Origin of the sequence: Desulfatiglans anilini DSM 4660, from assembly GCF_000422285.1 — a bacterium.
Classification (GTDB): domain Bacteria; phylum Desulfobacterota; class DSM-4660; order Desulfatiglandales; family Desulfatiglandaceae; genus Desulfatiglans; species Desulfatiglans anilini.
This window is the reverse complement of record NZ_AULM01000024.1, coordinates 13429-27427: the sequence shown is the minus strand read 5'-3', so window position 1 is coordinate 27427 and position 13999 is coordinate 13429. Positions and strand designations below refer to the sequence as shown.

The window sequence follows — 13999 nt, the reverse complement described above, 5'->3', positions numbered from 1 at the left end:
CAGGCCTGAAACATTTCAATACAAGGAGTTTTGAAACGATGGAACATGAAAAGGAAAAACAGGGAAAGGTGGATCTGCCCCGTGAGATCCCGATTCTGCCCTTGCGCAACACCGTCGCCTATCCTTTCATGGTGATTCCGTTGGTCGTAGGTATCAAACGCTCCGTGAAGCTGGTGGAAGACGCGCTGCAGGGGGACAGGATCATCGGCCTCGTCACCATGAAAGACGGCCATATCGAAGAGCCTCAACCAGGTGAAGTGTATGAAGTCGGGACGCTCGCGAAGATCGACCGGGTCCTGAGGGCGCCGAACGAAAATACCCTTCAGATCGTCGTGCAGGGTATTGAGCGCTTTCGCGTCAAACACTGGATCGGCTCGGAACCCTACCTTCGTGCAGAGGTGGAGCCGGCCTCGGACATCATCGAGAAGGACCTGGAGACGGATGCCCTTGAGCGCAGCCTGCGCGAACTGGCGCAGGAGGTGATCCATCTGTCGCCCAACCTGCCGAAGGAGGCCGCGGCGCTTCTGAATCAGGTTCAGGACCCGCAGTATCTGAGTTATCTCGTGGCGAGCAACCTGAGGTTGGATGTGCCCGAGGGCCAACTGGTCCTCGAACTGGATCGGGCCAAGGAGAAGTTCCGGCATCTGATCGCCTATCTGGCCCGGGAGAGGGACATCCTGAGCCTGGGAAAGAAGATCAAGAACGACGCCCAGGAGGAGATGGACAAGGCCCAGCGGGATTACTATCTGCGCCAGCAGCTGAAGGCCATCCGCAAGGAACTTGGAGAAGGCGAGGCGCCGGAGTCGCCGGTCGACGAGTACCGTGAAAAGATCGAGAAGGCCGGCCTCCCGGAGGAGGCGGAGAAAGAGGCGCTGAGAGAGCTGAAGCGGCTTTCTTCGATGTCGCCCCACTCGGCCGAGTATCCCGTGATCCAGACCTACCTCGACTGGCTGTGCGATCTACCCTGGAACGAGGTGAGCGTCGACGAAACGGATATCGTGGGCGCGCGCCGGGTGCTCGATGAGGATCATTACGATTTGGAGGAGGTCAAGGACCGGATCATCGAATACCTGGCTGTCCACCAATTGGTGAAGGAGCGCGGTGCGGAGCCGGACGCTGCCGAAGGGCAGGATGGCCCGGACGGGACAGGGGTGATCCTCTGCTTCGCGGGGCCTCCGGGAGTCGGCAAGACGAGCCTCGGACAGAGCATCGCGCGGGCCCTCGGCCGCAAGTTCACCCGTATGAGCCTTGGCGGCATGCGGGACGAGGCCGAGATCCGCGGCCACCGCAGGACCTACATCGGTGCCATGCCGGGGCGGATCATCCAGGCGATCAAGCGCGCCGGGACCCGGAATCCCGTCTTCATGCTGGACGAGGTGGACAAGATCGGCACCGACTGGCGAGGCGATCCGAGCAGCGCGCTGCTGGAGGTGCTCGATCCGGCTCAGAACCATGCCTTCCGGGACCATTACCTGGACCTGGACTTCGACCTGAGCGATGTCATCTTCATCACGACTGCGAACCAGTTGGAGACCATCCCGGGGCCCCTGCGCGACCGAATGGAGATCATCCAGCTGGACGGCTACACCGAGTACGAAAAGCTTCACATCGCCAGGCGGCACCTGGTGAGCCGTCAGCTGCGGGCCAACGGGCTGCGCCCGGATGAGATCACCTTTACGGACGAGGCCCTGTTGAAGATCATTCAGGACTATACCCGTGAGGCCGGCGTGAGGAACCTGGAGCGCCAGATCGGCGCGGTGTGCCGCAAGGCGGTGGTCCGGATCGCGGGCCGTGAGGCGGAGCACATCACCATCACGCCTGAGATCGTCCGGCAGTATCTGAAGAAGGAGAAGTTCGATTCGGAGACCTCGGAGACCATCGAGATCCCCGGCATCGCCACAGGGCTGGCGGTGACCGCCGTCGGCGGGGACATCCTCTTCATCGAGGCTACTCAGATGCGCGGGAAAGGGCGGCTGACCCTGACCGGCCAACTGGGGGACGTGATGCGGGAGAGCGCCCAGATCGCCCACAGCTACGTGCGCTCCAAGGCTGACGGGCTGGGGATCGCACCGGAGCTGTTCGAGCAGACCGATGTGCACGTGCATGTTCCGGCCGGCGCTATCCCGAAGGACGGTCCCTCGGCGGGTATTGCGATGGTGATGGCGATGGCGAGCCTCTTCAGCGGGCGGTCCGTCCGCGGGGATGTCGGCATGACCGGGGAAGTGACCCTGCGGGGCCGTGTCATGCCGGTCGGCGGGATCAAGATGAAGGTCCTGGCCGCCCACAGGGCCGGCTTGAAGGCGGTGATTCTCCCGAAGCGCAATGAGCGGGATCTGGAGGAACTCCCGGAAGAGGTCCTGAAGGCCATGCGGTTCGTGCTGGTCGATAGGATCGATGAGGCGCTGAGCGTCGCGCTGGAGCCCGCGGAAGGCGAGGGAGAGGTCCAGCAGGCCGTGCACGCGTAACCATCTGACAGGGGACCATGGAAAAAAGGGCCGGCGCCCGGCAGAAGGATCCTGCCGGGCGCCGGCCCTCGCTTTTTCAGGAGGGCGTCGGCCCGATCCCGTGCAGGTAGCGTTCAAGCCAGGCGGCGGTGTGCGAGATCCGGGTTTGTTCGAGAATCTCTGTCGGTGAGCCCGCAGCGACGACCTCCCCGCCGGCCTCTCCGCCCTCCGGTCCGAGGTCGATGACATAGTCCGCCGCAGCGATGACTTCCATGTTGTGCTCGATTACGGCTACGGTGTTCCCCTGGTCCACCAGGGCCTGCAGGACCCCGACCAGACGCTGGACGTCGTGGAAGTGCAGCCCCGTGGTGGGCTCGTCCAGGATGTAGAGGGTGCGGCCGCGGGAGGCCTTGCCCAGTTCTTCGGCCAGCTTCATGCGCTGCGCCTCGCCGCCCGACAGGGTGGGGCTGGCCTGGCCCAGCCTGAGGTATCCCAGCCCGATGTCTTCCACCGCCTGGATGGCCCGCCGTATGGCGGGCACGGCATCGAAGAAGGCGGTAGCCTCGCGGAAGGTCAGGTCCAGGATCTCCGCGATGTGTTTGCCCTTGTAGGTAATGTCGAGCGTTTCGGGTTCGAAGCGCCGCCCGCCGCAAATCTCGCAGTGCACATAGACGTCCGGCAGGAAGCTCATGGCCACCTTGACGGAGCCCTGTCCCTTGCAGGCCTCGCAGCGCCCCCCCTGGACGTTGAAGGAGAAACGGCCGGGGCCGTACCCGCGGGCGCGCGCCTTGGGGGTCATGGAGAGCAGCCGGCGGATCTCCGTCAGACACCCGATGTAGGAGGCGGGCACCGAGCGCGGGGTCCTGCCGATCGGGGTGTGATCCACTTCGAGGACGCGTTCGACCGCCTTCCAGCCTTCGATTCCGCGGCAGAGTCCCCCGCCCCCTTTGCCCTGCAGCCGGACGTGCAGTTCACGGTGAAGCGTTTCCTTGAGAAGGGTGGACTTTCCCGACCCCGAGACTCCGGTGACGGCGATGAGTGTTCCCAGGGGAAACACGGCGTCGATGCGCTTGAGGTTGTTACCGGACGCCTCCCGGACCGTGATCGCTGGTCCGTTCTTGTAAGGCCGCAGCCGCGATGTCAGCTCGCGCCCCCGCCCGCCGAAGGCCTGCCCGGTCAGGGATTCGCGGACACGGCTCAGCTCCTCCAATGTCCCGCTCGCCACGATTTGTCCGCCCGCCTCCCCGCCGCCCGGCCCGAGATCGATGATGTGGTCGGCGGCCCGGATGGTCTCCTCGTCATGCTCCACGATCAGGATGGAGTTGCCGCGGCCCTTGAGCGAGTCCAGGGCGTCGAGCAGCAGGCGGTTGTCGCGTGCGTGGAGTCCGATCGTCGGTTCGTCCAGGATGTAGCAGACCCCGGTCAGGTTGGACCCCAGTTGGGCCGCGAGGCGTATCCTCTGGGCCTCGCCCCCCGAGAGGGTGTCGCCGCTCCGGCTGAGGGCCAGATAGCCCAGCCCGAGCCGGTCCAGGAACGCGATGCGGGTGAGGAGCTCCGACATGATCGGGTCGGCGATCGGGGCTTCGGCCGGCGAAAAGGAAAGCCCCTCCAGGAGGGCGCGGGTCTCCGATGCCGGCCGCTGAACGATATCCCAGATGGAAAGCCCCGCGATGCGGGCGCTCAGCGCCTCCGGTTTCAGGCGGCTCCCGCCGCAGTCGGGGCAGGTTCGCTCCTTCCCGGTGCCCTCCCCGCCGATGGTGCCCAACCCCTCGCAGCGGGGGCAGGCGCCCAGGGGGCTGTTGAAAGAGAAGAGCCTTGGATCGGGCTCCTGCAGCCCGATCCCGCAGGCCGGGCACACGCCCCGCCGGCTCAGGGTCTCCTCGCGGCCGGCCCCATCCACGACGGCCAGGGTGCCGTTGCCCTCCTCGAGGGCCGTCAGCACGAGCGCTTCGAGGTTGGGATGGGGGATTTCGCCCACGACCAGCTCGATGGTATGTTCGTGGTAGCGGCTCAGGCTCAGGCCGCGTTCGATCGGCGTGAAGCGGCCGTCGATGCGCGCCTCGCGGAAGCCCTTCTGATAGGCTCGTTCGAAGAGGATCTTGTGGAAACCCTTGCGGCCGAAGATCTTGGGGGCCAGGATCCTGGCGCGGGTGCCTGCGAACCGCTGCGTCACGGCGGCGATGATCTCGCTGAGCCCGAGGGCCTTGAGCTGACGGCCGCAGGCGGGGCAGGACTGCCCGCCGAGTTTGCTGAAGAGCAGGCGCAGGAAATGGTAGATCTCCGTCAGGGTGGCGACGGTGGAGCGGCGGCTGCTCCGGCTGGTGCGCTGCTGGATCGCGACGGTGGGGGGGATGCCGGTGACGGCGTCGACGGCAGGCCGTTCGAGGATCTTCACGTATTGGCGTACGTAGGGCGTGAGGCTCTCCAGATAACGCCGCTGCCCTTCGGCGAAGATGATGTCGAAGACGAGCGTCGATTTCCCCGAGCCCGATACGCCGGTCACGACGACCATCTCTTGGCGTGGGATCGACAGGTGCAGATCCTTCAGGTTGTGCTCCCGGGCGCCGTGCACCTCGATGGCCCCGCCCTCTGGAGCGGGTGGGCCGTCCGCCCAGCGGGCGGCCTGTTCCCGGATGCCCGGGGTCAGCCGGTCGTGCCCCCCGAGGTACTCCGAGAGGAATCGCCCGGTATGCGAATCCGGACAGGCGGCCACGGCCTCGGGGGTCCCGGCGGCCACCACGTACCCGCCCTCGGATCCGCCTTCGGGGCCGAGGTCGATGACCCAGTCCGCGGCTTTGATGACGTCCATGTTATGTTCGATCACGAGGACGGTATTCCCCGCGTTGACCACGCGCCGCAGCACCTTCAGCAGGGTGTCGATGTCTGCGAAGTGGAGGCCTGTGGTCGGTTCGTCGAAGATGAACAGCCGATGGCCGGGCCCGGTTTCCTTCAGATGGCGGGAGAGCTTCAAGCGCTGCGCCTCGCCGCCCGACAGGGTGTTGAGCGGCTGCCCGAGTTCCATGTAGCCGAGGCCCACCTCCCGAAGCGGCAGCAGCGCATCGGTGATGGCGGTGTGGTCCTGAAAGAAGTCCAGGGCCTGATCGACGGTCATGCACAGGATGTCGTGGATGTTTTTTCCTTCGAAGGCGACTTCCAGGACCTCGGGTTTGAAGCGTTTGCCGCCGCAGTCCGGACACGAGATGTAGACATCCGACAGGAACTGCATCTCCACCTTCTCGAAGCCGGCGCCCTGGCAGGTTTCGCACCGGCCCGCGGCCACGTTGAAGGAGAAATGGCGCGGTTCGAGGCGCGCCGCCTTCGCGCTGCGCGTCCTGGCCAGAAGGCTCCGGATGGGGTCCATGGCCTTCGAGTAGGTCAGACAATTGGCCCGCGGTGTGCGGCCGATCGGCCTCTGGTCCACCAGCACCACGTCGCCTACCCGATCGGCCCCCTGGATGGCGCGGTGGGCGCCGGGGCGGCTTTCCGGCTGGCCTTTGAGGCGCTTCACGCCTTTGTAGAGGATCTCTTCCACGAGGGTGGATTTGCCGGAGCCGGAGACCCCGGTCAGGCAGCTGAGGCAGTTGAGCGGAATGCGGATATCGATGTCCTTCAGATTGTTTTCCGCGGCGCCCTCCACGGTGAGCCAGCCGTTATCGGGCGGGCGCCTTTTCTGGGGGAGGGGGATGAACCGTTCGCCTTTCAGGTACTGGGCGGTGACGGTGTCACGGGCATCCGCGGTGGGCCCGAAATACATGATTTGCCCGCCGTTTTTGCCGGCGCCCGGACCGAGGTCCAGGAGAAAGTCGCTGCGGGCGATGATCTCGGGGTCGTGCTCGACCACGACCAGGGTGTTGCCGAGGTTTCTGAGCCGTTGAAGGATCCGCGTCAGCCGGTGGTTGTCACGGGGGTGGAGCCCGATGCTGGGTTCGTCCAGCACGTACAGGGTGTTGACGAGGGACGAGCCCAAAGCCGATGTGAGGGCGACGCGCTGCACCTCCCCGCCCGACAGGGTGCGGGACTGACGGTCGAGGGTGAGGTAGCCGAGCCCGACATCTTCCAGGTATCTCAAACGGCTGCGGATCTCCCCGAGGACCATGAGCGCTGCCTTGTCCACGTCTGGAACCGGCAGGTCGCCGAAAAAGACGCTGCATTCCTTTACGGAGAGGGCATAGATCTCGGCGATATTCAATCCGTTCAACCGGTATTGGAGGGCGGCTTCCTTGAAGCGCGTCCCGGCGCAGGCGGGGCAGGGGGCGTAGCTGCGGAACCGCGAGAGATAAACGCGGACATGCATCTTGTACGTCTTGCTTTCCAGCCACTCGAAGAACCCCCGGATGCCATACCAGTCCTTGCCGCCTTCGACGACGAGGCGTTGCTGGGCGGGGCTGAGCGCCTCGAAGGGAACCGTCGCAGGAATCCGCTCCCTTCGGCAGAAGGCCATCAAGTCCTCGAACTCCATGCGGCCGTCCTCCGCACGGCCCCAGGGTTTGATCGCCCCCTGCTCCAGGGACAGGCCGCGGTCCGGGATGATGAGGTCGAGGTCGATGTCGATGATGCGCCCGAACCCGCGGCAGGTGTCACAGGCCCCCAACGGACTGTTGAAGGAGAAGAGGTTGGCGGTGGGAGCGGGATAGGTGATGTTGCACTCCGGGCAGGTGAACGAGGAGGTGAAAGAAAGCGGCCGCCCGCGTTCGACGACGACGCTCAGACGGCCGCCGCCGAGGCGGAAGGCCTGCTCCACCGAATCGAGGACACGCTGGCGCTCCGAGGATTTGAAGGGAAGACGGTCCCCGACGACGACGAGTTCGGTCTCCCCCGGTTGGGGCTCCCAATCCTCGAGGGGCAGCATTTCTCCTTCGCGGAAAAAGCGGGTGTACCCCATGCGGCGGAGTTCGGCGGCCGCTTTGGCGGGGTCGCCGTTGTCCAGGAGGACCGGAAAGGTGATCAGGACTTCGGCCCCCTGCGGGATCCCGTCGAGGCCTTGCCAGACCTCTTCGGGGCTTTGGCTTCGCACCTGGCGGCCGCACACGCGGCAATGGAGGACGCCGAGGCGCCCAAAGAGGAGCTTTCCGAGGTCGGTCAACTCCGTCATGGTGCCGACCGTCGAGCGCGAGGTCCGCACCGGGTCCTTCCGATCGATGGCGATGGCCGGCGGGATGTTCTCGATCCGGTCCACCAGGGGCCGGTCCATCCGGTCCATGAACTGGCGGGCGTAGGGGGAAAAGGTCTCCACGTAACGCCGCTGCCCCTCGGCGTAAAGGGTGTCGAAGGCGAGGGATGACTTCCCCGACCCGCTTACGCCGGTCACCACGGTGATCCGGTTGATGGGGATCTGCAGGTCCAGATTTTTCAGGTTGTTCTGGCGTGCGCCGAAGATCTGGAGGGTGGGATGGCCGGATTCTTTCTGCACGGGCGGTGATTTCTTCAAGGCAATCAGGGTTGGGAGTCTCCCGGCCCTATCGGGCATACGTTGAACAAGTTGATGTCTGCAGGATGATCATCTGTTTTCCACACACGGTGCCCCAGGGTCCGGGCTCCGTGCAGAGAGCGCCCCACGGCCCTGCGGGGGGCCGCCGGTTCAGTCTCCAGGCGCTTTCAGACTCACCGATGGACAGCGCCGGCGGCCTTCGAACAGGTGTTTCCGGGGATCCCAGGGCTGCCCTGCGCCGGGTCTGCAATCCTTTATGAAGAGCCGTCTTTCGGGTTGATCGTGCCGAGGAAGCGCTGGACGGCCCCGCTGATTTTCTGCATCAACGGCTTGCGGAAACGGATCTTCAGATAGAGGTCCCCCGCTTCGCCCCCTCCCTTGCCTGGTCCACCCATGCCTTTGAGGCGCAGTTGTCCGCCCTCTGGAAAACCGGCAGGGATGCCGACCAGGAGCGTTTTGGAAAATTCTCTCAGGTTGTAGGGTATCTTCCCGCCCTGTTCGGCCTCCTCGGGCGCTATGGTGATGGTGTCGTGCCGGTCGGGGCCGCGTTCGGGGATGTGGACGCCGAGCGTTTTCCGAAGGCCGTACGACAGCATTTTCCCGATTCCCCGGTTCAGCAGGGGTGATGAAGGCCCGCGGTTCTGCACCGGCCGGGAGGTGAATACCCAACCCTTCCCCCGGTAGCCCGGCCCCCCGAAGTCGAAGGTGCGGCCGCCCGAGCGGGTGAATTCCTTGAAGAGGTCTTCAAAGCTCCGGTAGCCGAAGGTCCGGCTCATCTCATCGAAAACGGACTGGATATCCGAGCCGCGGAAGATGTCTTCCTGCGAATAATTCTGACGGAACCGGCCGTAGGCCTCGGGGCCGAAGCGGCTTCGGATTTCATCGTATTCCCGGCGCTTTACCGGGTCCGAGAGGACTGCGTAAGCCTCATTGACGGCCGCCATACGAGCGGTCGCTTCCGGATTGTCCTGGTTCCGGTCCGGATGGTGCTCAAGGGCCAGGCGGCGGAAGGCCTCCTTGATCTGCTGGGGGGAGGCGCCGGGATCGACACCCAGGATCTTATAGTAGTCTCTGGATCCGTTCTCGTTCATCAATCTGTCGGGGTGGGTTGTGTTAGCGTTGACAGGAAACTCGAGGGCAGGCGGCTACGATCGGGCGGAACGCGCTGATCGGGAACTGTCCAGAGAACCTTGTCATCAACAATGAAAAAATGTTTTCTATAGTTCAGAATATAGAATAACGGGAGGGGCCGCAAGCGCAAAACCGGAACAGGCCGGCGACCGAAAGAGCGGCGCCGGGGCGGCTGCCGGCGCGGGCTTGCAATCGGCCGGAATTTGATATAGTTTCCAATCCGGAAATGGTCTTTTTTGCCAATCTCTGCGTCAATCTGCACGTTTGCTTGTGCGGCGACCTGCAGGTCGCCTCCGCGCAAACGCTGGATTTCCTTGATCTTGGCAAAAAATCCTCATTTCCGGATTGGAAACGAATTGGCGTTGGCTCAATGGTCTTTTTTGCCAATCTCTGCGTCAATCTGCACGTTTGCTTGTGCGGCGGGATCAGACCTCGGTTCCGGGTTCCTCGATTCAGTCCCGTCCGGCAAGGGCGCAGGGAACGGCGCTTGCCGGACGATTGAGGGTGGCGATGGGGCCATGAGGCCGGGTTGCCGGGGCTGGCGCCGGCCGGTGGATGCCGGCCAGGGAGATTTGGATCCAGGGCCTTGGTGTTTCAGTGCGGGACAAAGGAGGGCGATTGCTCACCCAATCAGCAAGAATGCAGAGCGCCGAAGCTTGGCGCGACCTGAACGACAGGCTGGTCGAATCCTTGAACCTTCTCCGATTCGACTTACCGGTCACGCATGTGTACAACCCACTGGTCTACGCAAGGGCCCCTTATGACCTCTATCTGGAGCGCTATGCCCTTGGGCCGAAGGAGGTCCTCCTGCTCGGGATGAACCCGGGTCCCTGGGGTATGGCCCAGACCGGGGTTCCCTTCGGAGAGGTGAGTGCGGTGCGCGATTGGCTGAGGATCGATGCACCCGTGGGGCGGCCGCAGCGGGAACATCCGAAACGTCCGGTGGAGGGCTTCGGTTGCAGGCGGAGCGAAGTGAGCGGCCGGAGGCTCTGGGGGTGGGCCCGCTCGCGCTTCGGCGAGCCGGAGGTCTTTTTTAGCCGGTTTTTCGTGGCGAATTATTGCCCCCTGCTCTTTGTCGAGGAAAGCGGGCGGAACCTCACGCCGGATAAGCTTCCCGCAGCGGAGCGGAAGCCCTTGCTGACGGCCTGCGACCTTGCCCTGCGCGCAACGGTGAAGATGATCCGCCCCAGGTTCGTGCTGGGCGTAGGAAAGTTTGCGGCCCGGAGGGCGGCCGAGGCCCTGCGTGAAACGGCGGTCACATTCGGCGCCGTGACCCACCCGAGCCCCGCGAATCCTAAAGCGAACAAGGGTTGGGAGGCCCTGTTGGAGACGGAGTTGGCGGCCTTGGGCATCGCATGGTGAAGCCTCTCTCGAGGCGATGTTGAAATGCCCGCGGTTTAGGGGCCGAAGAAAAATGCCGAGATGTGAGACCTCCGGCCTCCAGGTCCGACGTCTCTGCATCCGAAGGACCGTTCCGGCGGGTGCGTGGCCGGAGGAGACATCCTCCGTTGGCCCCAGCTGTCGAAGCCCTGATGCGGCGGAGAGACGATGCCTGTTGCGGAGGGGGAAAAGGGCCTGTCTGGTGTTTCGTCTCCAGACCGTGGGCGGGAGGGTGATTGGCGGCCGGCTCTAGTGGCCTGCCGGTGCGGTTGGTTCGCGAGGTTGAAAGGAGTGAGGCCGATGATCATCGAGCCTGGTTTGAGAGGGGTTGCGGAGTTGGTGGTTTCGAGGCAGAACCTGGCGAGTTACACCGGGAATCTGGGTGCCGAGGTGCTCTCCACGCATCAGGTCGTCCTCCTTATGGAGCAGGCTTCGCGCAATGCGATAGCCGGCCGTTTGCCGGAGGGCCGCATCAGTGTCGGCACGGAGGTTCGGGTGCGGCATTTCGCGGCGACCCCTATCGGTGTCGGCGTGCGGGCCGAATCGGAGCTGAGCGCGTTCGAAGAGGGCAGAATGGTCTTCAAAGTGGTGGTGAGTGACGAGTTTCAGAAGATCGCTGAAGGGGAAAATGTCCAAATCCTGGTTTCGGTGCAATCGTTCCTGGACAGGGTCCGGCGTAAGATGAAGGCTCAGCGGCGTTGAGCGGTCTCGTCCCTTTTTCCTTCAAGTCCGGGGTTTTGTCACCGCTCTATACGACGCCGCTGCGCGTCGACCCGCGCACGCCATTCCCGGTCTTTCTGCAAGTGGATGCCGGCCAGACGGTTGAACGACTTGGCCTGCCGCTTGTTTCCCTTCACCAGCCAGGCCTCCGCCAGGTAGTAGCAGGCTCGGCCGTTGCCCGGGTTCAGATGGAGGGCCCGTTCGAGGACGGTGATGGCCTCGTCGGTTCGGCCGTCTTTCAGGAGCATGCGGCCCTCTTCCGTGATCTCCAGGGCGGCGACCGCCCTGGGATCGACTTTCGGGGCTGCCGCGGCCCGCGGCAGCGGAACGCTGTCAACGGAGGATCGCGAGGGGGTGGGAGGCGGAGTTTTGACAGTCGGCGCGGGTTCCGGTGCGGGCCTCGGGACGGTCGCCGTTGCGGGTCTCGACGCGGGCTGCGGGGCGGTTGCACAGGACGTCAGGAACAGCAGAAACCCGCCCAGCGTCACGAGGATCAGCATTTCAGAGGCTCTCGAAGACATCTTTAAACCACTCCAGGATTCCGGTTTTTTTCTTCGGCGCGTGCAGCGTGCAGGTCGCGGACGGGGCGTTTTCCAAAAGGAAGACCTCGTCCTGCGGCGATGGACAAGCGCCTGGCAAGGCGAGGAAACCGCTGGCCGGGCAGATCCTTTTGGTCACGACGCCCTCAGGGGGCGTGAACCAGTTGCCGGTGCCGAACTGCGGCAGAGATCGCAAGAGATCGGCCCATATAGGGAGGGCGATCGAGGACCCCGTGCCGTGCAGCGTACCGCCTTCATCGAAACCCACCCAAACCAGGGCCAGGACATCCGGTGTATAACCCACGAACCAGACGTCGCGCGAATCGTTGGTGGTCCCGGTCTTGCCGGCTGCGGGAAAGGGGATGCCGAGAGAGCGGAGACTCCGGGCTGTGCCGTCCTGCACGACGCTCTGCAGCAGGGATGTCATGAGGTAGGCCTTCGCCGGTGAGGTGACCTCGCTGATCTCCATGTGACGCCTTTCGAGCGTTTCCCCGCCTTCATCGATCACTTCGCGCAGGGAAAGCGGCTGAGGCAGGATGCCGTCGCCCGCAAAGGCACAATAAGCGCGGGCCAGCTCCAGAGGGATGACCTCGGCGGCGCCCAGGGCGAGGGATGGATAAGGGGGAAGCGGAGTCGAGAATCCGAATCGTTGCGCCGTTGCTACCACCTTGCTCAGGCCGACCTGCATGGCCAGATCCACGGACGCCCGGTTGACGGATTTGGCCAGGGCCGTCCGCAAGGTGACTTGATCGGCCTCCAGCGGGGCGTAATTTTTCGGCTCCCAGGCCTGGCCGTCGACCGTGTAGGTCTTGGGCTGGTTGGACAGCAGACTGGCAGGCGTGAAACGGTCGAGGGCGCTCAAAAAAACGAATGGCTTGAAGGCGCTGCCGGGCTGGCGGCGAGCGTGGGTGATGCGGTTGAACTGGCTGTTGCCGTAGTGGCGTCCTCCGACCATGGCCAGGATGGATCCCGTGCGGGGCTGCATAACTACAATGGCGCCCTGGACCTGTTTTTCGGGGGAGGACCGCTTCAGATCGGGATGTTGGGATTCGACCCGTTCAAGCCCCTTCTTGAGGGCCGTTTCTGCGGCTTCCTGGACCTGGGTGTCGAGGGTCGTCTGGATGAAGAGGCCCAGGCTGGCCAGGTCGTCAGGCGAATAAAGGGTTTTCAACTGAGAAACGACAAAGTCCAGGAAGTAGGGAGCGATACGCCCGTAAGCCTGGTAGCCGATGGTCTCGAGTGCGGCGTCGGAGGCCGAGGCCGCCTCGCCCTCCGAGATCCACCCCTGTTTGTGCATGGCTTGCAGGACATAGTTGCGCCGCTCCTGGCATCGCTCGGGGTCTTTGTAAGGGGAGTAATGGTTGGGGGCGCGGATCAGGCCGGCGAGCGCAGCGGCCTCATGCAAGGAGATCGCCTTGACCGGTTTCCCGAAATAGAACCAGGACGCCTCCCCGATGCCGTGGATGGCGACGGACCCCTTCTGCCCGAAATAGATCTCGTTCAGGTAGATTTCGAGGATCTCGTCCTTGTCGTACATCATCTCCATGGTGACGGCCAGCAGGCCTTCCTTCAGTTTGCGCTGAAAGGTCTTTTCAGGGGTCAGAAAATAATTTTTCGCCAGTTGCTGCGTGATCGTGGATCCCCCCTGGCGCAGTTCGCCGTGTTTGAGGTCCATGTAGACTGCGCGCAGGATCCCCTTGATGTCCATGCCTGGATGGTCGTAATAGCGGGCGTCCTCCGCGGCGAGCACGGCCTGGATGACGTGCAGCGGGACCTCGTCGATGGAGACGAGTTGACGATCTTCGCGTTCGAGGCCGAAAAAGAGCATCAGCTCTTCGGGTTCGAGTTCCAGGAGCTTCAGCGCAGCGGAAGTGTCCAGCCTTTTGATGGAGTGGATTTGCCCTTTCTGGAGCTGGATCTGGACGGGATAGCCCGCCCTGGCCCTGCCCGGGATGTCGATGTCGTGCAGGAAGATCCGCAGGGTCGTCCCGCTGAAGGACATTTCGCCTTCTTCCCGGGGCGGCCGGTTCACCGGCCGGTACTGGAGGCGCTTCAGCCTGTTCCTCAGGGCCTCGACGTTCACGGACTGTCCAAGGTAGAGAAGTGCGGCATCCGAGTAGATCCTGGAAGGCACTGTCCAACGCCGCCCTGAAAAGCGGTGCTGGATGTCCTGGGCCAGGAAAACCCCATAAAGGGCCAGTCCAACGGTGATGAGCAGCAGAGCGGTGAAGCCCCAGGCAATCAGGCGCCGCCGGAAGGATTTTTTGGGGACACTTTTTCGGCGGGTGCGGGTGGGTTTTTTGGTGCCGGTTTTCTTAGGCATACTTGTAATCAGTTTAACATATTGATTTGCAATC

7 protein-coding genes are annotated in these 13999 nt (G+C 63.8%); 3 read left to right on the top strand and 4 right to left on the bottom strand.

The features are described 5' to 3' along the window. The first annotated feature begins 38 nt into the window (after positions 1 to 38). The gene (gene lon, locus H567_RS25200) at positions 39 to 2465 is read left to right on the top strand and encodes an endopeptidase La (RefSeq protein ID WP_051184948.1); all 2427 of its coding nucleotides are present in this window, start codon (positions 39 to 41) and stop codon (positions 2463 to 2465) included. 76 nt (positions 2466 to 2541) lie between these two features. On the opposite strand, the gene uvrA is transcribed toward lon, so the two are convergent. Then, entirely contained in the window at positions 2542 to 7854 is a 5313-nt protein-coding gene (uvrA, locus tag H567_RS25195; RefSeq protein ID WP_035254632.1) for an excinuclease ABC subunit UvrA, read from the bottom strand. 272 nt (positions 7855 to 8126) lie between these two features. Beyond that, positions 8127 to 8963, bottom strand: coding sequence for a J domain-containing protein (locus H567_RS25190; RefSeq protein ID WP_035254630.1), 837 nt, complete (start codon positions 8961 to 8963; stop codon positions 8127 to 8129). Positions 8964 to 9642: 679 nt separating this feature from the next. Here H567_RS25190 and H567_RS0114905 point away from each other — a divergent pair. Both H567_RS0114905 and H567_RS0114900 read left to right on the top strand, forming a co-directional pair. Continuing rightward, positions 9643 to 10365, top strand: a complete 723-nt coding sequence (locus H567_RS0114905; protein WP_035254628.1) for a uracil-DNA glycosylase family protein — start codon at positions 9643 to 9645, stop codon at positions 10363 to 10365. 318 nt (positions 10366 to 10683) lie between these two features. After that, positions 10684 to 11085 (top strand): thioesterase family protein, encoded by a 402-nt coding sequence (locus H567_RS0114900; RefSeq protein ID WP_028322016.1) that lies wholly within the window; start codon positions 10684 to 10686, stop codon positions 11083 to 11085. 38 nt (positions 11086 to 11123) lie between these two features. Here H567_RS0114900 and H567_RS0114895 read toward each other — a convergent pair whose 3' ends face one another. After that, positions 11124 to 11624: a tetratricopeptide repeat protein gene (locus H567_RS0114895; RefSeq protein WP_084517361.1), complete on the bottom strand. Its 501-nt coding sequence runs from the start codon at positions 11622 to 11624 to the stop codon at positions 11124 to 11126. Next, positions 11605 to 13965 (bottom strand): transglycosylase domain-containing protein, encoded by a 2361-nt coding sequence (locus tag H567_RS0114890; protein WP_028322014.1) that lies wholly within the window; start codon positions 13963 to 13965, stop codon positions 11605 to 11607. The genes H567_RS0114895 and H567_RS0114890 overlap by 20 nt, the downstream gene beginning before the upstream one ends. Positions 13966 to 13999: the final 34 nt, after the last annotated feature.

What these genes read in the sequence shown, in the direction of transcription:
- lon (WP_051184948.1), top strand. Translation starts at nt 39, where the DNA reads ATGGAACATGAAAAGGAAAAACAGGGAAAGGTGGATCTGCCCCGTGAG.
- H567_RS25190 (WP_035254630.1), bottom strand. Translation starts at nt 8,963, where the DNA reads ATGAACGAGAACGGATCCAGAGACTACTATAAGATCCTGGGTGTCGAT.
- H567_RS0114905 (WP_035254628.1), top strand. Translation starts at nt 9,643, where the DNA reads ATGCAGAGCGCCGAAGCTTGGCGCGACCTGAACGACAGGCTGGTCGAA.
- H567_RS0114900 (WP_028322016.1), top strand. Translation starts at nt 10,684, where the DNA reads ATGATCATCGAGCCTGGTTTGAGAGGGGTTGCGGAGTTGGTGGTTTCG.
- H567_RS0114895 (WP_084517361.1), bottom strand. Translation starts at nt 11,624, where the DNA reads ATGTCTTCGAGAGCCTCTGAAATGCTGATCCTCGTGACGCTGGGCGGG.
- H567_RS0114890 (WP_028322014.1), bottom strand. Translation starts at nt 13,965, where the DNA reads ATGCCTAAGAAAACCGGCACCAAAAAACCCACCCGCACCCGCCGAAAA.